The organism is Mesorhizobium marinum (assembly GCF_040813675.1).
GTDB classification, from domain to species: domain Bacteria; phylum Pseudomonadota; class Alphaproteobacteria; order Rhizobiales; family Rhizobiaceae; genus Mesorhizobium_K; species Mesorhizobium_K marinum.
In genome coordinates this window covers 205,595-223,867 of the sequence record NZ_JBFOCI010000003.1, presented here as the reverse complement: position 1 = coordinate 223,867, position 18,273 = coordinate 205,595, and the positions used below count along the sequence as shown (strand labels likewise).

Below are 18,273 nucleotides of genomic sequence, written 5' to 3'. Positions count from 1 at the left end.
TTCCGCATGGCTGCCGACATTCGCCCGGCTCGCGCAAGTGATGTCGATGCGCTGTTCGCCATCGAGTCGGCGGTCTTCGCGACCGACCGCATCTCGCGCCGCTCCTTCCGCCAGTTGATCGAGAGAAGCACCGCCGAAACCCTCGTGGCCGAGGTCGACGGAAGGATCGCCGGCTATGCGATGGTCCTGTTCCGCAAGGGCAGCGGTGTCGCGCGGCTCTATTCCATCGCGATCGCGCCCGACCGGTCGGGGCAGGGGGTCGGTCGCCTCTTGCTCGACGCGGCCGAGGATATCGCTTTCGAGCACGGACGCATGCTGCTGCGCCTGGAGGTCCGCGAGGACAACGCCCGCGCCATCCGCATCTACGAGAAGGGAGGCTACCGCAGGATCGGCAGCGAACCGGACTACTACGAGGATGGCGCTACTGCGATCCGCTACGAAAAGATGCTGCGTGGCGACGCGCCGCTCGAGACCACGGTCCCTTTCTATCCGCAGACGTGCGACTTCACCTGCGGGCCGTGCTGCCTGATGATGGCGATGTCGAGTTTCGATCCCGCCTTCGTGCCCGATCCGGTGCGGGAGATCCGCCTGTGGCGCGAGGCGACGACGATCTTCATGATGTCGGGGCCGGGCGGCTGCGAGCCGTTCGGGCTCGCCGTCGCCGCCTATGAGAACGGCCTGTCGCCCGAGATCCGCGTATCCTTCCACGGCGCGCTGTTCCTGCAATCGGTCCGCAGCGCCGAGAAGCGGCGCGTGATGGAGCTTGCCCAGGTCGATTTCCGCCGGCGTGCGGACCTCTACGGCATTCCCGTCACCTATGCTCCCTTCGCGATCGGCGACATTCGCGACGCCATCGGCGAGGGCAAGCTGGTCCTTGTGCTCATCAGCGGCTTCCTGATGTTCGGCAAGAAGGTGCCGCACTGGGTGCTGGCCATTGGCGACGACGGCGAGCACATCCTGATCCACGACCCCTGGGTGGAGGTGGAGCGTCAGGAAACCGCGTCCGACGCCGCCAACATTCCGGTGCCCTACGCAATCTTCATGAACATGGCGCAGTTCGGCAAGGATGCCTTGCGCGCGGCCATCATCCTCGGAAAGCGCTGAAGACATGACCTGGGTGATACTGACCGGCCGGCAGAGCGACCTCGACCAGGTGGCGACGCCGCACAAGATCATCACCAACAGGGACTATCTCGCGCATCCCGCGCTGTTCGGGGGGCAGCGGCCGAAGGTCATCAACCTGTCCAACAACTACGGCTACCAGAGCCGCGGCTACTACGCCTCGCTGCTCGCCAGTTCGCGCGGGCACCGGGTCATCCCGTCGGTGGAGACGATCATCGACCTGTCCGAGCCCAAGCTCTACGAAAACGCGCTGCCGGAACTCGAACTCGCGCTGAACAAGTGCCGCAAGGACCTCGGCGGCGCCTTTCCGGCCAAGGCGTCATTCTTTTTCGGCATCGGTCCGTCGAAGGCATGGGACCGGTTTGCGCGGCTCCTGTTCGACTGGTTCAGGGCCCCGTCGCTGGAAATCGCCATTCGCGACGGCGCGGAGTGGGCGTCGATCCGCAAGATCGGCTTCCTGCCGGTAATCCGGCTGGACGCGGAGGAGAAGACGCGCTTCCTGGCGAGCCTCGACGCCTATACCAAGCGCGAGTGGCGCGACGGCAAGGCGCGCGTCCCGGCCCGCTATACCTTTGCCACCCTGGTCGACCCGCACGAGACCCTGCCGCCGTCGGAGATTTCGTCGCTGCGCCACTGGGCCAGGATCGCCGAGAAGATGGGCGTCGAGGTCGAGCCCATCACGCGCAAGGACCTCGCCAAGCTCGCCAACTACGACGCGCTTTTCATCCGCGAGACCACGTCGATCTCCAACCATACCTATCGCTTCGCGCGGCGCGCGCAGCAGGAAGGCATGCCCGTCATCGACGATCCCCTGTCGATGATCCGGTGCACCAACAAGGTCTACCTGAACGAGTTGATGGCCCACAACAAGGTGCCGGTGCCGCCGACCGTGATGATCGCCAGCCCGGCCGATTTCACGCTGGCGGCCGACACCCTCGGCTTTCCGCTGGTGCTGAAGATTCCCGACAGTTCGTTCTCGCGCGGCGTCAAGAAGGTCTCGACGCCCGACGAACTGCGCAAGCTGGCGACCACCTGGCTCGAGGACTCCGACCTGCTGATCGCGCAGAAGTACCTGCCGACCCAATATGACTGGCGCGTCGGCGTGCTCGGCGGCCAGCCGCTCTTTGCCGTGCACTACCTGATGGCCAGGAAGCACTGGCAGATCGTCAACCACGATCGCGCCGGCAAGCCGCAGCAGGGCGGCATCAAGACCTTCACGCTGAAAGAAACGCCGCCGCTCGTCGTCGAGACCGCGGTGCGCGCCGCGCGTTGCATCGGCGACGGCCTCTACGGCGTCGACCTGAAGGAGACGGATGGCGGCGTGTTCGTCATCGAGGTCAACGACAACCCGAACCTCGACCACGGCTGCGAGGACACGGGCGAGAAGGATGAAGTCTGGGTCCGGCTCACCCAATGGTTCATCGACCGCCTCGAGAGGCCGGGTCGCTAGGATTTCCGCCTCGCAGCGGCCTCCGTAATAGAACTGTCAAAAAAGCCGAATAATAACAGCGGGATGCCGGCGCGCCTGATTGGGTCAGCGTTGCTGGCATAACCCATGGTAACGCTCCACTTGTCCGACAATTGCTTCGAACACGGCCGAATCGTGGTATCTTCGTGGCAAAAAAGGGGCATAGGGTGGGAAAGTCGTTCGGACGGGTGCCGTGATCCCCAGGCTTCGCTGGCGAGGCTTCGGTCGCCGTGCCGGGGTGCAGGCCCCGCCGCTGACGCCCGTCTCGTCGATGCGCAGCTTCTGGGGCCTGATGAAGGCCTACTGGTTCTCCGATCGCTGGAAGGAGGCCTGGACGCTGACGGCGGTGATTGCGCTGTTCACCGCGGCCGCCAGCAAGACCAGCGTCTGGATGGCCGAGGCTTCGGGCGACTTGGTCAACGCCATAGCCCGCTTCCACGACGCGGAGACCGCCGATCCGCTGGCCTACCTCCTGAGCAGCGCCGGCTTCCTCATCCTGCTGGTCGTCGTCAAGGATGTGGGCATCATCGGCCTTCGGCATCTCTGCTCCACGACGCTGCACCGCAAGTGGCGCAGCTGGCTGAACAGCCGCTTCAACGACGCCCTGCTGGACGCCAACCATACCCACTTCCACCTGCAGAACGGCGGCGTCGGCGTTGATGGCATGAAGGTCGAGCCGCCCGACAATGTCGACCAGCGCATCCAGGAATCAATCAAGGGCATGACCGGCGGGGCGATCGGCCTTGCGATGGGCGTCATGGGGGTCGCCACGTCGCTGTTCTTCGTCGGGCAGAAGCTGATCGAGCAGTCGACGGCGATCGAGGGGCTTTCGTTTCTCGGCACATACGGTGCGGCGGTCCTGGCTTTCGCGGCCGTCGCCGCCTACGTGCCGCTCAACACGTATTTTGCGCTCAGGATGGGTCGCGTGCTGGAGCGCCTGACCAACGCCATCCAGCGGGCCGAGGGCAGCTATCGCGCCGAACTGACGACTCTGCTGAGGCGCAGCTTCCACGTATCGGCGGCGCGTGGCGAGGATGTGCAGAAGAAGATGCACGCGCGGCTCTATGAGGACATCGACCAGACCTGGGCGAAGCTGAACTGGGTCCACACCGCGTACCAGTCCTTCGAGCGCGTCTACAATTTCCTGTCGGCCAGGGTCGTCGCCTATCTCCCCGGCCTGATGCCCTATGTGAACGACAACATCAGCCTGAAGAGCTACGTCACCGGCGCCGAACTGGTGAACTCGCTGATCAATCAATGCTCCTGGTTCATCGACGTCATGCCGGCGATCGCCACGCTCAGGGCCAACGCAAGGCGCGTCACCGGCCTTGCCGTCGCCATCGAGGAGGTCCAGCACCCGGATGCCTTCTACCGCCGCACCGGCTGCCGCGATCTTCGCTACGGTGCGCAGAACGCCGTCTTCGGCCTCACCGTCCGCGATCTCGACCTCATGCACCAGGGCAGCGAGGCGACCCCGTTCCTGACCATCCGCAACGTCCGCTTCCGGCGCGGCGAGTGGACCTACGTCAAGGGCGCCTCCGGCAGCGGCAAGACCTCGTTCATCAAGGCCGTCAACGGCCTGTGGCCGCATGGCCGGGGCTATGTGGTGTTTCCCGAGGGGGTGCGGACCTTCTATGCCGCGCAGGACGTCAAGCTGCCGCAGTTGACCCTGAAGGAACTGGTCTGCCTTCCCGATGCGGTGGATCGGCACGCTGACGCCGACGTCGCGTCGATTCTCGCCAGGACCGGCCTTGGGGAGTTCGCCGACCAGCTCGGCGAGGAGAGCCGCGAGGGCGGCGTCTGGGACCAGGTCCTGTCGGGTGGCCAGAAGCAGAAGCTCGTCGCCGCCCGCATCCTGCTTCAGCAGCCGGGCCTGCTGTTCCTCGACGAAGCCACCGGTGCGCTCGATCCCGTTGCAAAGGTCGCCTTCCACCAGGCGATCAAGGACAACTGCCCGGGCATCATAGTCATCAGCGTGATGCACGAGACGTCGCCGCCGGTCTCGGCAGCCGGCGTTCCCTTCTACGACAGCGTGATGGATTTTTCCGGCGGCGGGGCGACGAAGACGGCGCTCGCCGCGCGTCCGTCGGCCGAAATCGTGGAGACCGCCTCGACCGCGCGCCCGCCTGAGCCGCGCAGGCTGCGACTTCCCGGCGCCTTTCGCAGGCGCTAGCCGCGTATCTTCTCGATCGTGGCGAATTTCTTGAGGAAAGCTGCCTGGACGGAGCCGGCCGGCTTGCAGGCGAGGTCGAAGCGGGCGGGATCGATGCCGCGCGGACGGCCGAAGAATTCCGTCGCCTCGGCGACCGAAAAGCCGGCTAGCTGCGTCGCTTCCAGATAAGCCGCCACCTGGTCGGCGCGCTTGATGTCCCGTTTCAACCGCTCCTGCGTGGCGACGGGCAGGCCGAACCGCATGTGTATGGCGTTCTGCAGGCGCTGCTCGACGGCCTTGTAGCCGCCGCCGACGGCGGACTTGAAGGGCGAGATCATGTCGCCGATCACATATTCAGGGGCATCGTGCAGCAGGGCCGTCAGGCGCGCGTCGGGCGAAGGGTCGCGGGTGAGGAAGCAGAAGATGTCCTCGACCAGCAACGAATGCTGGGCGACCGAGAAGGCGTGCGCGCCCGAGGTCTGGCCGTTCCAGCGCGCGACGCGGGCAAGGCCGTGGGCGATGTCGGAAATCTCGACATCGAGCGGGGAGGGGTCGAGCAGGTCGAGCCGCCGGCCGGACAGCATGCGTTGCCAGGCGCGCGGCGGCGCTCCCGCCTTGTCGGCCGCCATCAGGCGTCCTCGCCGGGCGTGCTTTCGGGGAAGGTGAAGGTCGCCCAGTCCGGTATGGCGACCGCGAGCGGCGTGCCGCCGGCTTCGATCGGGTGTCCGGCGTCGAGGGCGTCCTTGACGCGGTCGATCCGCAGGATCGCGAGTCCCCTGCCGGCGGCAGTGGAACCCAGCGTGCCGATCGGTCGCCCGTTGGCAACGACGTCCGTGCCCGGCGCCGGCAGCGGGTCGCCGGAGACGATCAGCACGCGCCTGCGCGCCGTTCCCCGATGCTGCATGCGCGAGACGACCTCCTGGCCGACGTAGCAACCCTTGCGGAAGCCGACGCCGCCCGTCTGGTCGAGCAGCACGTCGTGCGGGAATGCGTCGCCCAGCGCATAGTCGGTCCCGCTTTCGGCAACGCCGCTCGCGACGCGGAAAGCGTGCCATGCGGATCCGTCGCCGGCCGCAGTCGCCGCATAGGAGCGCCATGCCGGGGCGCTGTCCGGAAACCTTGTGTCGCGCAGCCAGGTTGAATCGTTTTCTGAAGCGGCTGAATCGGATCCCCATGATACTGCGACAAGTGGTTCTTCCTGCTTGGAAATCTCAACCTTGGCCCGCAGCCGGTAGAGCATCAGGCGGCGCAGGAAGTCGTCGGCGATGTCGGCCCGGCATTCGAGCCGGAAACCCTGGTGGTCGCCGGTTCGCGAGATCAGGAAGTCGAACAGGATCTTGCCCTGCGGCGTCAGCAGCGCCGACGGTTTGGCCTCGCCATGGGCGAGCGCGTCGAGGTCGGCCGTGACGATGTTCTGCAGGAAATGCTCGGCGTCCGCTCCGGTCACGGAAACGATGGCGCGGTCGTCGAGATGAGCTGTCGGCATGGCGCTGCTGGAAACCTGACTTGCAAAAGAACCGGCCATTACGTAAGCCGCAGCCGGCGGGGCGGCAAGAGCGGCGGAACGGCATGGCGGCGACCTACGATCTCATCCTGACAGGCGGCACGGTCGTCAACCACGACGGGCAGGGCGTTCGCGACATCGGCGTTCGCAATGGCCGGATTGCCGCGATCGGTGATCTGTCGGGGGCGTCGGCCGGCGAGACGATCGACTGCCGCGGCCTGCATGTGCTGCCCGGCGTGATCGACAGCCAGGTGCATTTCCGCGAGCCGGGCCTCGAGCACAAGGAAGACCTGGAGACGGGTTCCAGGGCGGCCGTGCTCGGCGGCGTCACCGCCGTCTTCGAGATGCCCAACACCAATCCGCTGACGACAAGCGAGGCGGCGCTCGCCGACAAGGTGAGGCGCGCCACCGGCCGCATGCATTGCGACTTCGCCTTCTGGGTGGGCGGCACGCGCGAGAACGCGAAGGATGTCGGCGAACTCGAGCGGCTGCCGGGCGCTGCCGGCATCAAGGTTTTCATGGGTTCCTCCACCGGCGACCTGCTGGTCGAGGACGACGACGGCGTCGCGGCGATCCTCGGGAACACGCGCCGGCGTGCCGCCTTCCATTCCGAGGACGAGTTCCGCCTGCGCGAGCGCCTTGGCGAGCGTGTCGCAGACGACCCGTCCTCGCACCCGGTCTGGCGCGACGAGATCGCCGCCCTGGAATGCACGCGGCGCCTGGTGCGCATCGCGCGCGAAACGCGGGCGCGCATCCACGTGCTGCATATCTCGACGCTTGAGGAAATCGACTTCCTCGAAGCGCACAAGGACGTGGCGACCTGCGAGGCGACGCCGCATCACCTGACCATGTCTGCCGACGACTATGCGCGGCTCGGCACGCTCCTGCAGATGAACCCGCCGGTCAGGAACAGCCGCCACCGCGACGGCATCTGGAGGGGCATATCGCAGGGCATCGTCGACGTGCTCGGCTCCGACCATGCGCCGCATACGCTCGAGGAGAAGGCGAAACCCTATCCGCAGTCGCCCTCAGGCATGACCGGCGTGCAGACGCTGGTGCCGATCATGCTCGACCATGTGAATGCAGGCCGGCTGACGCTTGAGCGTTTCGTAGACCTCTCCAGCCACGGGCCGAACCGGATCTTCGGCATGGCCCGCAAGGGACGCATCGCGGCAGGTTATGACGCCGACTTCACCGTCGTCGACATGAAGCGCTCCGAGACGATCACCAACGCGCAGGCCGGCTCCCGTGCCGGCTGGACGCCCTATCACGGCAGGCAGGTCACGGGCTGGCCGGTCGGCACGATCGTCAGGGGAAGCCGCGTCATGTGGGAAGGCGAGATCGTCGCGGCAGGGCAGGGCCGGCCGGTGGAGTTCTCCGAGGCGATCGTCCGCTGAGGACGGTCGCCTGCGTCACTCGCCGGCGACGAAGAAGGCCCAGCGCCCTTCGGGCGTGATGCCGACCCGGTAGAAGATGTAGGCGCCGAACTGCTTCATGTCCTCGAGGTCGCCGGCGGTGATGATCTTGAAGAGCTCCACCCTCTGTTTGGCATCGAGCCTGTCAAGCGGGATGCCGAAGAAGTAGGGCCAGACATAGATGTCGTTGGGCGTCCCGGCTTCGAGATGGACGAAGCCGGCGGCAAGCACCTCCTCCAGGATGGCGAGGATCTCCTGGCCCTCCGGATCGCCGGACGCAGCCTTCAGGAACTCGATCGGGTCGCCCTCGAACTCGCCGAACGAAAGCTGGGGGGCGTCTGAGCCCGTGCCCAGCAGGGGCCGCAGCTTCTCGATGTCGCCGCTCTTCGCCGCCTCGACCAGCAACCTGTGCATGCGCCGCACCGGTTCGGGCAGCCGGTCGAGGTTGTAGACGATTTCCGGCAGCGGTCCGTCGTCGTCAATGCCCGGCCGCGCGACGTCGTCGCGCAGGCTGCCGGTGTCGTCGGGCGTGGTGTCCGAATCCGGGGACGGCACTTGGCCTGGCATGGGAACGGCGGGTGTTCCGGGCGTTCCGTGCGGCGGGGGCAGGTCCTCGCGCCCGATCTCGCTCAATGCCGCCGCCGGCGTTGCGGCAATCAGGGCGACCGGCGCTGCCAGGCATGACGCCGCCATCCAGATCTGCGCCAGCCGCACAAACGCCGGGCGCGTGGTCTGTCGCGGTGTCATGAATTGCATCATCCTTCTCCGGCGTCGCTTCGCTCGAATCGAACCCCGGTCCGTCCGATGTAACGCGCGGGCAGCCCTGTCAATGCCGCGACTGCTCCGGCGCGAATTCCCCGGCGACGACACGCTCGCGCATCCGCTCGATCAGCGCCAGCGCCGCGGGTTCCCCGCTGGCGCGCAGCAGTTCCTCGATCGCGGTCGTCAGGGCGGCCTCCGCGATGATCTCGGGCTCGATGCCGGCCGAAAGTCCCTCGGCCCAGGCTTCGCTGTGGTTTTCGACCGCGGTCAACCGCTTTTCCTCCCTAACCAGCGCGTCGAGGTCGTTGAACCCATGTTCCATGGCTGTATTCCACCCTTTTCAAGCGATGGACCGATCAGGGTCGGTCCAACTTGAGCAGTCCCTTTAATGTCCCGTTAAGGTTCCTAGCACAGCTCGACGGCGAAGTACGCCCCGGCATCGGCGAAAAGTTAACGGAAGATTAATTTCCGTAGCGCGATGCGAGGTCACGGGCCAGGTTTTCGCCCTCGACCGTGTAGCGGGTGATCGCCTCGGTCGCCGAGGCCGTGCATTTCGTATAGGTGCCCTCGAACGACCGGTAGCCGCGGTTGAAGCTGGCGATGAAGCGCGCCCGCCGCTCGGGGTCGGGCTTTTCGGCCTCGATCAGGCTTTCCATGGTCGTGCGCCAGCGGTCGCTTCGGTCGCCGCAGAGGTTGCGCAGGAAATGCAGCGATCCCATCACCTCGGCGATGCGCATTAGCCCGGCCTCGTAGGGCGCGTCGACTGCCGGCGCCGGACGCGGCGAAGCCGTCAGGAAAACCAGTGCCAGAGCCGTGACGATCGAGGGAAGCCGCCGCATGCGCCCTTGTGGCGAAACAATTGGGCTGCCGCAAGGCGGATTCTGGAGGCAGCGCTGGCCGTTCGCTCAGGAAGACTGGGACGGCGGCCGCCCGGCCAGCAGCCGGCGGCCGACCTCCAGCACGGACTCGAGCACCGGAAGCGCTTCCATTTCGGCCAGCGTGAAGAACATCGCCTCGGCGGCGTCGTCCGCCGCGACGGGTTCGCCGGCGACATGGCGCCCGAAGAAGACCTGCAGGTCGTAGTCGACCTCGTCGCCCTCGACCGGCATGCGCGCAAGCGGCGAGAGCCCATCCACCGAAAGGCCCGTCTCCTCGCAGAGTTCGCGCCGCGCGGCCTGCTCGAGCGTTTCGCCATCCTCGACCCGACCGCCGGGGAACGCATAGAAATCGCGCGACGGCGCGCGTCCGCGCAGCACCAGCAGCAGCGTGTCGCCGCGCTGCAGGGCGACGGAGACGGCCGGGAGGATCCTGCGGGCATTCATTCGGGTTCGGTTCCGGAGCGAGGCGGTTTTCCACCGGCCATCCTTGCCGGCGTCACGGCCAGCCCCCACCTTGTGCCTGACGAATCGCGGGGCATCAAAACAAATGTGCGGACGTTTTGCATTGACCGCCACGCCGGAAGAGATTGTCGCCGTCCTCGGCGTGATGGACGCCGAGGATTTCCCGCCGCGCTACAACATCGCGCCGACGCAGCCGATCCTCCTGGCGATTGCCGGCGACCGGCGCGACGCGGGCTCCAACCTGCCCGACCGCCGGCTGATGCTTGCCCGCTGGGGGTTCATTCCGGCGTGGGCCAAGAACACGGCGGACCTCCCGCTCAACATCAACGCGCGATCCGAGACGGCGGCGTCGAAGCCTTCCTTCAAGACGGCCATGCGCCACCGCCGCGTGCTCATCCCCGCATCCGGCTTCTACGAGTGGCGACGCCAGACGGGCAGGCGGCCGCAGCCCTACTGGATGCGCCCGACGCATGGCGGCGTCGTCGCCTTCGGCGGGCTGATGGAAACCTACGCTGAACCCGGCGGGTCGGAGATCGACACCGCCGCGATCCTGACCACTGCGGCCAGCGCTGACATCGCCCCGATCCACGACCGCATGCCGGTGGTGATCGGGCCGGAACACTTTGAAGCCTGGCTGGACTGCCGCACGCGCGAACCGCGCGACGTGGCCGATCTCATGCGCACGCCGGCGGAGGGAACTTTCGAGGCGGTGCCGGTGTCTGAACGGGTCAACAGCGTGGCCAATGACGGACCGGACCTGCAGCAGCGCTCTGAGGCACTGGTCGCGGACAAGCCCGCCGAGAAGCAAAAGCCCAAGGATACCGGGCAGTTGACCCTGTTCTAGCGCTGCTGCGCGCAGCGAATGGCGGTCAGGCGGCCTTGATGGCCGCCTTGACCGGCGTCTTCCTGACCGCGCAGAGCAGCGCAGCGGCGATCGCGGCTGGGCCGATGGCGCGGTAGTGCGTGGCGAGAGCCGGGGCCGCCTTGGCGGTCTGTCGCTCGGCTTCGCTCTTCTTCGGTGACATGTCTCTCTTCCTTGAGGTCATCGTCGTTGCGTTGGTCGTCTGCGAAGGCGTCACATGGTGATCGATTGGGACCAAATCGTGACTGTCTGCCGGTGGTCCGCGAACCTGCCGGAATTGAAGTCCCGACATGTTTAATAGAATCTTACGAAACCGAAGCTCCCCCTGGATTCGCCACTACACTGAGTCTCGTCTGCAACACTGCAGTAAAAGCGTCGTGTATCGGCGTTTTGCTTCCGCATCGCGCATGGTGTTACAAAAATGCAGCGCACCCGGGCTGGCCAGCTTGACGGCGGCCGCGGCAGGGCGGCATATAGCGCGCATGAATACGTCTTTTGCCATTTGCGGCATTTGCATTATTGGCTAGCGCCAGCGCTGGTCCGGACGTTTTCGCCTTCTTCATCGCAAGACAGTTAGAAACGCCGAGGCCAGCAGGCCTGCGAAGCGTTGCGAAGAGCCGCTGGCTGTTGGGGCGCGGCGCGCCGAAGAGGGAAGTCGATTTATGTCTGATGCCACCGCCAAGCTGCGGCTCTACAACACGCTGACCCGGACGAAGGAGGATTTTGCTCCGATCGATCCGGAGAACGTGCGCATGTATGTCTGCGGCCCGACGGTCTACGACTTCGCCCATATCGGCAACGCCCGGCCCGTCATCGTGTTCGACGTGCTGTTCAGGTTGCTGCGCCATGTCTATGGCGAGGCGCACGTCACCTATGTGCGCAACATCACCGACGTCGACGACAAGATCAACGCGCGTGCCGCGCGCGACTATCCCGGCCTGCCGCTCAACGAGGCGATCCGCAAGGTCACCGAAGCGACCAACGCGCAGTTCCAGGCCGACGTGAAGGCGCTCGGCTGCCTGGAGCCGAGCTTCCAGCCGCGCGCCACAGAACATATCGACGGCATGAAGGCGATGATCGAGCGGCTGGTCGACCTCGATGTCGCCTATGTCGCGGAAGGTCATGTGCTGTTTTCGCCCAAGCGCATGGCGGCGCGGGTCAAGTCGCCGCGCTACGGCGCGCTGGCGCGCCGCTCGCTCGACGAGATGCTGGCCGGCGCCCGCGTCGACGTCGCCTCCTACAAGGAGGACGAGATGGATTTCGTGCTTTGGAAGCCATCGAAGGACGGCGAGCCGGGCTGGCCGTCGCCGGCTGGCATAGACGGGCTGGGGCGGCCGGGCTGGCACATCGAGTGCTCGGCCATGTCGATGGCCAAGCTCCTGGAGCCTTTCGGCGGCGGGCTCAAGTGTGATGACCCTGAAAAGAACGTCTTCGACATCCACGCCGGCGGCATCGATCTGGTTTTCCCGCACCACGAGAACGAGATCGCGCAGTCCTGCTGCGCCTTCGGTTCCGACCGCATGGCCAACATCTGGATGCACAACGGCTTTTTGCAGGTCGAAGGCCGCAAGATGTCGAAGAGCGAGGGCAATTTCGTCACCATCAACGAGCTGCTGAACACGGAAAAGTTCGGCGGTCGCAAGTGGCCGGGCGAGGTGCTCCGACTGGCCATGCTGATGACGCACTATCGCGAGCCGATCGATTTTAGCGTTTCGCGACTAGTTCACGCGGAAAATGTGCTCAAGAAGCTCAAATCTTTCGCCGATCAGCGGATGGATCGCCGGACCGACCAAATGACCTGGAGGAATTTTTGGGCTCAATTGCAGAGCGATCTTAACACGCCGATGGCGGTGACTGTTCTGGAGCAAGCGTGCGAAGACTCCGGAACAGACAAACAATACACGGTGTTTAGAGCACTTGATTTACTTGGATTCAAAACCGGAAGGACAAAGGTGGGACTCCTTTCCGATCGATTTAGAACTGCTGTCAGAGGTCTTTCCGGCCTCAGCCGAAATGAGTTCGTTGCCTTACTCCAATCAGCACAACGAGCGCCAGCTTTTCCGAGTGGCCGAATAAAGCCAGAAGCGGAGATTATGGATTTCATTGCAGGGCTTAGCGCTTTGAGAGACGAGTTTGCTCCAGATTTCCATACTTGGGAGCAACAGTCCGCGAAGCTTAGGCACCGAAAGTTTGAGTTTAGTGACAGCCAAGAAGACCGGGAAATTGGTCTGATTGTGGACCGGCGCCTTCGGCACATCCGAAGACAAGAGTGGGCCGAAGCCGACAAGATCCGCGACGAACTGCTCGCCCAGGGCATCCAGCTCAAGGACGGCAAGGATCCGGTGACGGGCGAGCGCGTGACGACCTGGGAGGTGAAGCGATGAGGGCGGAGGAAAAGCTCGCGGGACAGCGCCCCCCTCTGTCCTGCCGGACATCTCCCCCACACGGGGGGAGATTCGATGGCCGTCCTGTTTTCGCCAATCGGCAACGCCGGCCATTGGCGAAATCAGTGATGACGGCCAATCTCCCCCCGTGTGGGGGAGATGTCCGGCAGGACAGAGGGGGGCAACGTAGAGCACTAGCCGTGCCGCCTCGCTCTTTGACGGGAGGCTGACCATGCCTCACACGCCGGTCAGCGAGCGCAGCCGTAAGAACGCCAAATCCATGCGGCGCGTCATGACGGACGCCGAGGTAAAGCTTTGGAATGAGCTTCGCGCCCATCGGCTGATGGGGCTCGGTTTTCGCCGGCAGGTTCCCATTGCCGGCTACATCGTTGACTTTGCATGTCCGCATAAGCGGCTGATTGTCGAAGTTGATGGTTGCCAGCATGGCCGGGACGATGACGCTCGGAGAGATTCCGCGCGTACGGCTCGCCTGGAGCAGGACGGCTGGACCGTCCTGCGCTTCTGGAACGACGACGTCATCCGCGACATCGACGCGGTCTGCGATCATATTGTCGTCGCCGCGGGTCTCATGGCCGAAGATGCTTCGCGCCAGGCCGCGGCGTTTGCGCAAGGGAGGTGAAGCGATGATCGACCATGCAGGCATCAATGTCGGCGACTGGGAAAAGGCGAAGGCTTTCTACGACGCGGCGTTCGCCGCGCTCGGCGCGAAGCTGCTCATGGTGGTGCCGGAGCAGTTCACCGGAGGCGTGAAGGTCGGCGGCTACGGGCGCGAAAAGCCCGACTTCTGGCTGCACGAGGCCCGGGACGTCGGCCGGGGCAGGCACTATGCCTTCGTCGCGAGGAACCGCGCCGAGGTCGATGCCTTCCACAAGGCGGCGCTGGCCGCCGGCGGCAAGGACAATGGCGCGCCGGGCATCCGCGCGCACTATCACCCCGACTATTACGGCGCCTTCGTCATCGACCCCGATGGCAACAACGTCGAGGCCGTCTGCCACAAGCCGGAGTGAGCGATTTCAATGCGTTGTACCCACAGCGTGAATCGGTGCTGGAACAGGAGCAGGCCATGAGCCTCGACAACAGGCCGCATTATTCGGGCGGCTGCCAGTGCGGCGCGGTGCGCTTCCGCGTCGAGGGAACGCTCGGCGACGCATCGGTCTGCCACTGCCGCATGTGCCAGAAGGCATCAGGAAATTTCTACCTGCCGCTCGTCTCGGTGCGCGAGGCAAAGCTGACCTGGACGCGCGGCGAGCGTCGCCGCTTCCACTCCTCCAGCGCCGCATGGCGCGGCTTCTGCGGAGAGTGCGGCACACCGCTCACCTATGAGGCGCCGGACGGCATTGCGCTGGCGATCGCCGCTTTCGACGAGCCCGAGGGCATAGCGCCGACCATCCAGTGGGGCACCGAGGCCAAGTTGCCTTATGTCGATGCGGTTCCCGACCTGCCGGGCGAGCACACCATGGCCGACATCGTCGGCGCGCCGTTCCTCGCCGACCTCGTCTCCTATCAGCATCCCGACCACGACACCGAAGAATGGCCCCCGGCCGACAGAAAAACCGGAAGCGACACATGAGCGACCTGAGAAGCTGGTACCCCGAGATCGAGCCGTTCGAGACCGGCATGCTGGATGTCGGCGACGGCCACACGATCTACTGGGAACGCGTCGGCACCAGGGGAGCGAAGCCGGCCGTGTTCCTGCACGGCGGGCCGGGCGGCGCGACCTCGCCGAAGCAGCGGCGGCTGTTCGATCCTGATCTCTACGACGTGATCCTGTTCGACCAGCGCGGCTGCGGGAAATCGACACCCCACGCCAGCCTCGAAGCCAACACGACCTGGCATCTGGTCGCCGACATCGAGCGTCTCAGGGAAATGTGCGGCTTCGAGAAATGGCAGGTGTTCGGCGGCTCCTGGGGGTCGACGCTGGCGCTCGCCTACGCGCAGACCCATCCCGGGCGGGTCAGCGAGCTCGTGGTGCGCGGCATCTACACGCTGACCAAAGCCGAACTGGACTGGTACTATCAGTTCGGCGTGTCCGAGATGTTCCCGGACAAGTGGGAGCGCTTCGTCGCCCCGATCCCGTCTGAGGAGCGCGGCGACATGATGGGCGCCTATCGCAGGCGGCTGACCGGCGACGACCGCAAGGCGCAGATCGAGGCGGCGCGCGCCTGGAGCCTGTGGGAGGGCGAAACGATCACGCTGCTGCCCGATCCCGAAACGTCGGGCAAGTTCGGCGAGGACGATTTCGCCATCGCCTTCGCGCGCATCGAGAACCACTATTTCGTCCATGCCGGCTGGCTGGAAGAAGGACAGCTCATCCGCGATGCCGGCAGGCTCCGGGGCATTCCGGGCGTCATCGTGCACGGCCGCTACGACATGCCTTGCCCGGCGAAATATGCCTGGGCCCTGCACAAGGCCTGGCCGGAAGCGGATTTCCATTTGATCGAGGGCGCCGGGCACGCCTTTTCCGAGCCGGGAATCCTCGACCAGCTGATCCGTGCGACCGACCGGTTTGCGGGGAAGTCATGACGCGCGAACGTCTCTACCTCTTCGACACGACGCTGCGCGACGGCCAGCAGACGCCGGGCATCGACTTCTCCGTCGAGGACAAGATCGCCATCGCGAAAATGCTCGACGAGTTCGGGATCGACTATGTCGAGGGCGGCTATCCGGGCGCCAACCCGACCGACACGGCCTTCTTCGCAGAGAAGCGGACACGCGCTGCGCAGTTCGTCGCCTTCGGCATGACCAAGCGCGCCGGCGTCTCCGCCTCCAACGATCCGGGCCTCGCCACGCTGCTGCAGGCGAAGTCCGACGCCGTCTGCTACGTCGCGAAGAGCTGGGACTATCACGTGCGCGTGGCGCTCGGCTGCAGCAACGAGGAGAACCTCGACGCCATCCGCGCCTCCGTCGAGGCTGCACGCGCCGCCGGCAAGGAGGCGATGGTCGACTGCGAGCACTTCTTCGACGGCTACAAGGCCAACCCGGACTATGCGCTTGCCTGCGCGAAGACGGCCCACGATGCCGGAGCGCGCTGGGTGGTGCTCTGCGACACCAATGGAGGCACGCAGCCCTCCGAGGTCAGGGAGATTGTCGGGAAGGTGATCGCGTCCGGCATTCCGGGCGAAAACCTCGGCATCCATGCGCATGACGACACCGGCCAGGCCGTCGCCAACTCGCTCGCCGCCGTCGAGGCCGGCGTGCGTCAGGTCCAGGGCACCCTGAACGGCATCGGCGAGCGCTGCGGCAACGCCAACCTGATCTCCATCATCCCGACGCTTGTGCTGAAGCCGGCCTTCGCGGAGCGCTACGAGACCGGCATAACGGCCGAGGCGTTGAGCGGCATTTCGCGGCTGTCGCGCGCCTTTGACGAACTCCTGAACCGCGCGCCGGAGCCGCAGGCGCCCTATGTCGGCCACTCGGCCTTCGCCACCAAGGCCGGCATCCACGCCTCCGCGCTCATCAAGGAGCCGGCGACATACGAGCACGTTCCGCCAGAGACGGTCGGCAATCGCCGCCGCGTGATGGTTTCCGACCAGGGCGGCAAGGCGAACTTCGTCTCCGAACTGAAGCGGCGCGGCATCGAGCTGCCGGCGGATACCGGTCGGCTCGACACGCTGATCGCCATCGTCAAGGAGCGCGAGGCACAGGGCTACGCCTACGAAGGCGCGGACGCGAGCTTCGAACTGCTGGCGCGCCGCACGCTGAACGCCGTGCCCGAGTTCTTCCGCGTCAACTCGTTCCGCTGCATGGTCGAGCGCCGGTTCGACGCCATCGGCAACCTCAAGACGGTGTCCGAGGCCATCGTCAAGGTAGAGGTCGACGGCGAGGAGAAGATGTCCGTCGCCGAAGGCCACGGACCGGTCAACGCGCTCGACATCGCGCTGCGCAAGGATCTCGGCAAGTTCCAGCAGGAGATCGCCGACCTTGAACTCGCCGACTTCAAGGTGCGCATCCTGAACGGCGGCACCGAGGCGATCACGCGCGTGCTGATCGAGTCCCGCGATTCCTCGGGCGCGCGCTGGTGGACGGTCGGCGTCTCCGACAACATCATCGACGCCTCGTTCCAGGCGCTGATGGATTCGATCGTCTACAAGCTGATGAAGAACCGGGACATGGCGGGGCTGGTGGCGGCGGAATAGCCGGCGTCCGTTTGAATCGATGCATGATCCATCAGCCGGAAGCGATTGATCCATCAGAATTTTGCGATGGTCTTCGCGGCGCGCCGGCACCATATCGGCCTGATGAGCGCTGAGTCTGCCCCGGCTGCGATTGATCCGCAGGCGCATGACCACGCCGCCACGCGCGGCTTCCTCTTTGCGCTGTCCGCCTATGGCCTGTGGGGCTTCCTGCCCCTGTTCCTGAAGCTGGTGGCCCACCTGCCTGCCGTGGAGGTGCTGGCGCACCGGGTCCTGTGGTCGGTGCCGATTGCCGGCGTGGTGCTGGTGGCGCTCGGCCGCACGGCCGACGTGAAGGCGGCGCTGCGTTCGCCGCGCACGCTCGCGATGGCCGCCCTGACGGCGTCGCTGATCTCCATCAACTGGGGCATCTATGTCTGGGCGATCGCCGTGGAGCGCACGGTCGAGGCGGCGCTCGGCTACTACATCAACCCGCTGATGACGGTGGCGATGGCCGCCGTGTTCCTGCGCGAGAAGCTGAGCCGCTCGCAGGTCGTCGCGGTTGGGCTGGCGGCGCTGGCGGTGCTGGTCCTGACGGTCGATGCCGGCGGGTTGCCCTGGATTTCGCTCCTGCTCGCCGCCTCCTTCGCCGTCTACGGCTTCCTGCGCAAGACGCTGCCCATCGGCCCGAGTCAGGGCTTCTTCCTGGAAGTGCTGATCCTGAGCGTGCCCTCGCTTGCCTATGTGGCCTGGCTGCAGGCGCATGGCGAAAGCCACTTCCTGGCGTCGCAGCCCGAAGACATGCTGCTTCTCGTCCTCTGCGGGCCGGCCACTGCGGTGCCGCTGCTGCTCTACGGGTTCGGCGCCAAGCTGCTCAGGTTCTCCACGATCGGCATCATGCAGTATATCGCCCCGACGATGGTGTTCCTGATCGCGGTCTTCGTCTTCCGCGAGCCTTTCGGCGTCTGGAAGATGGTGGCCTTCGCGCTGATCTGGATCGCGCTGGCGCTCTATTCCTGGTCGATGTTTTCGGGGCGGTCGGCAGCAACGTCGGGCGCTGCGAAGACGATCGGATGAATTTCCCGCCCTGATGCGTTAGTGTCGATGACGAACGCATCTGAGGAGGTTTCC

At 65.6% G+C, this 18,273-nt stretch carries 19 protein-coding genes; 12 read left to right on the top strand and 7 right to left on the bottom strand.

Annotation, left to right across the window (positions count from 1 at the left end; genetic code table 11):
* The first annotated feature begins 6 nt into the window (after nt 1–6).
* The 3 genes from ABUE31_RS11930 to ABUE31_RS11920 all read left to right on the top strand — a co-directional run bounded on the left by ABUE31_RS11930 (nt 7) and on the right by ABUE31_RS11920 (nt 4,763).
* Nucleotides 7–1,104, top strand: coding sequence for a peptidase C39 family protein (locus tag ABUE31_RS11930; RefSeq protein ID WP_367723824.1), 1,098 nt, complete (start codon nt 7–9; stop codon nt 1,102–1,104).
* Between the two features lie 4 nt (nt 1,105–1,108).
* Complete coding sequence (locus ABUE31_RS11925; protein ID WP_367723823.1) at nt 1,109–2,572, top strand: RimK family ATP-grasp domain-containing protein; 1,464 nt, start codon at nt 1,109–1,111, stop codon at nt 2,570–2,572.
* Nucleotides 2,573–2,861: 289 nt separating this feature from the next.
* Entirely contained in the window at nt 2,862–4,763 is a 1,902-nt protein-coding gene (locus ABUE31_RS11920; protein WP_367724163.1) for an ABC transporter ATP-binding protein/permease, read from the top strand.
* Here the strand turns inward: ABUE31_RS11920 and ABUE31_RS11915 are convergent.
* A complete protein-coding gene (locus tag ABUE31_RS11915) occupies nt 4,760–5,371 on the bottom strand; it encodes an HD domain-containing protein (protein WP_367723822.1) in 612 nt (203 codons plus the stop codon). The two genes, ABUE31_RS11920 and ABUE31_RS11915, sit on opposite strands and share 4 nt — an antisense overlap.
* Nucleotides 5,371–6,228, bottom strand: a complete 858-nt coding sequence (ygfZ, locus tag ABUE31_RS11910; RefSeq protein ID WP_367723821.1) for a CAF17-like 4Fe-4S cluster assembly/insertion protein YgfZ — start codon at nt 6,226–6,228, stop codon at nt 5,371–5,373. The genes ABUE31_RS11915 and ygfZ overlap by 1 nt, the downstream gene beginning before the upstream one ends.
* 83 nt (nt 6,229–6,311) lie before the next feature.
* On the opposite strand from ygfZ, the gene ABUE31_RS11905 reads away from it, so the two are divergent.
* Nucleotides 6,312–7,643, top strand: a complete 1,332-nt coding sequence (locus tag ABUE31_RS11905) for a dihydroorotase (RefSeq protein ID WP_367723820.1) — start codon at nt 6,312–6,314, stop codon at nt 7,641–7,643.
* A 15-nt stretch (nt 7,644–7,658) separates the two neighbouring features.
* On the opposite strand, the gene ABUE31_RS11900 is transcribed toward ABUE31_RS11905, so the two are convergent.
* The 4 genes from ABUE31_RS11900 to ABUE31_RS11885 all read right to left on the bottom strand — a co-directional run bounded on the left by ABUE31_RS11900 (nt 7,659) and on the right by ABUE31_RS11885 (nt 9,745).
* Complete coding sequence (locus ABUE31_RS11900) at nt 7,659–8,408, bottom strand: hypothetical protein (RefSeq protein ID WP_367723819.1); 750 nt, start codon at nt 8,406–8,408, stop codon at nt 7,659–7,661.
* 79 nt (nt 8,409–8,487) lie between these two features.
* A complete protein-coding gene (locus tag ABUE31_RS11895) occupies nt 8,488–8,745 on the bottom strand; it encodes a hypothetical protein (RefSeq protein WP_367723818.1) in 258 nt (85 codons plus the stop codon).
* Nucleotides 8,746–8,884: 139 nt separating this feature from the next.
* Nucleotides 8,885–9,262 (bottom strand): TIGR02301 family protein, encoded by a 378-nt coding sequence (locus tag ABUE31_RS11890; RefSeq protein WP_367723817.1) that lies wholly within the window; start codon nt 9,260–9,262, stop codon nt 8,885–8,887.
* A gap of 66 nt (nt 9,263–9,328) precedes the next feature.
* Nucleotides 9,329–9,745, bottom strand: a complete 417-nt coding sequence (locus ABUE31_RS11885; RefSeq protein WP_367723816.1) for an NUDIX hydrolase — start codon at nt 9,743–9,745, stop codon at nt 9,329–9,331.
* 103 nt (nt 9,746–9,848) lie between these two features.
* On the opposite strand from ABUE31_RS11885, the gene ABUE31_RS11880 reads away from it, so the two are divergent.
* Nucleotides 9,849–10,607: an SOS response-associated peptidase gene (locus ABUE31_RS11880; protein ID WP_367723815.1), complete on the top strand. Its 759-nt coding sequence runs from the start codon at nt 9,849–9,851 to the stop codon at nt 10,605–10,607.
* A 25-nt stretch (nt 10,608–10,632) separates the two neighbouring features.
* On the opposite strand, the gene ABUE31_RS11875 is transcribed toward ABUE31_RS11880, so the two are convergent.
* A complete protein-coding gene (locus tag ABUE31_RS11875) occupies nt 10,633–10,788 on the bottom strand; it encodes a transcriptional regulator (protein ID WP_367723814.1) in 156 nt (51 codons plus the stop codon).
* A 499-nt stretch (nt 10,789–11,287) separates the two neighbouring features.
* On the opposite strand from ABUE31_RS11875, the gene cysS reads away from it, so the two are divergent.
* The 7 genes from cysS (at nt 11,288) to rarD (ending at nt 18,219) form a co-directional block, all read left to right on the top strand.
* Nucleotides 11,288–13,009, top strand: coding sequence for a cysteine--tRNA ligase (gene cysS, locus ABUE31_RS11870; protein ID WP_437344113.1), 1,722 nt, complete (start codon nt 11,288–11,290; stop codon nt 13,007–13,009).
* A gap of 232 nt (nt 13,010–13,241) precedes the next feature.
* Entirely contained in the window at nt 13,242–13,649 is a 408-nt protein-coding gene (locus ABUE31_RS11865; protein WP_367723813.1) for an endonuclease domain-containing protein, read from the top strand.
* A gap of 4 nt (nt 13,650–13,653) precedes the next feature.
* Nucleotides 13,654–14,037: a VOC family protein gene (locus ABUE31_RS11860; protein ID WP_367723812.1), complete on the top strand. Its 384-nt coding sequence runs from the start codon at nt 13,654–13,656 to the stop codon at nt 14,035–14,037.
* Between the two features lie 56 nt (nt 14,038–14,093).
* A complete protein-coding gene (locus ABUE31_RS11855; RefSeq protein WP_367723811.1) occupies nt 14,094–14,600 on the top strand; it encodes a GFA family protein in 507 nt (168 codons plus the stop codon).
* Nucleotides 14,597–15,553: a prolyl aminopeptidase gene (gene pip / locus ABUE31_RS11850; protein WP_367723810.1), complete on the top strand. Its 957-nt coding sequence runs from the start codon at nt 14,597–14,599 to the stop codon at nt 15,551–15,553. The genes ABUE31_RS11855 and pip overlap by 4 nt, the downstream gene beginning before the upstream one ends.
* Entirely contained in the window at nt 15,550–17,166 is a 1,617-nt protein-coding gene (gene cimA, locus ABUE31_RS11845) for a citramalate synthase (RefSeq protein WP_367723809.1), read from the top strand. The genes pip and cimA overlap by 4 nt, the downstream gene beginning before the upstream one ends.
* A gap of 102 nt (nt 17,167–17,268) precedes the next feature.
* The gene (gene rarD, locus ABUE31_RS11840) at nt 17,269–18,219 is read left to right on the top strand and encodes an EamA family transporter RarD (RefSeq protein WP_367724162.1); all 951 of its coding nucleotides are present in this window, start codon (nt 17,269–17,271) and stop codon (nt 18,217–18,219) included.
* The last annotated feature ends 54 nt before the right edge of the window (nt 18,220–18,273 follow it).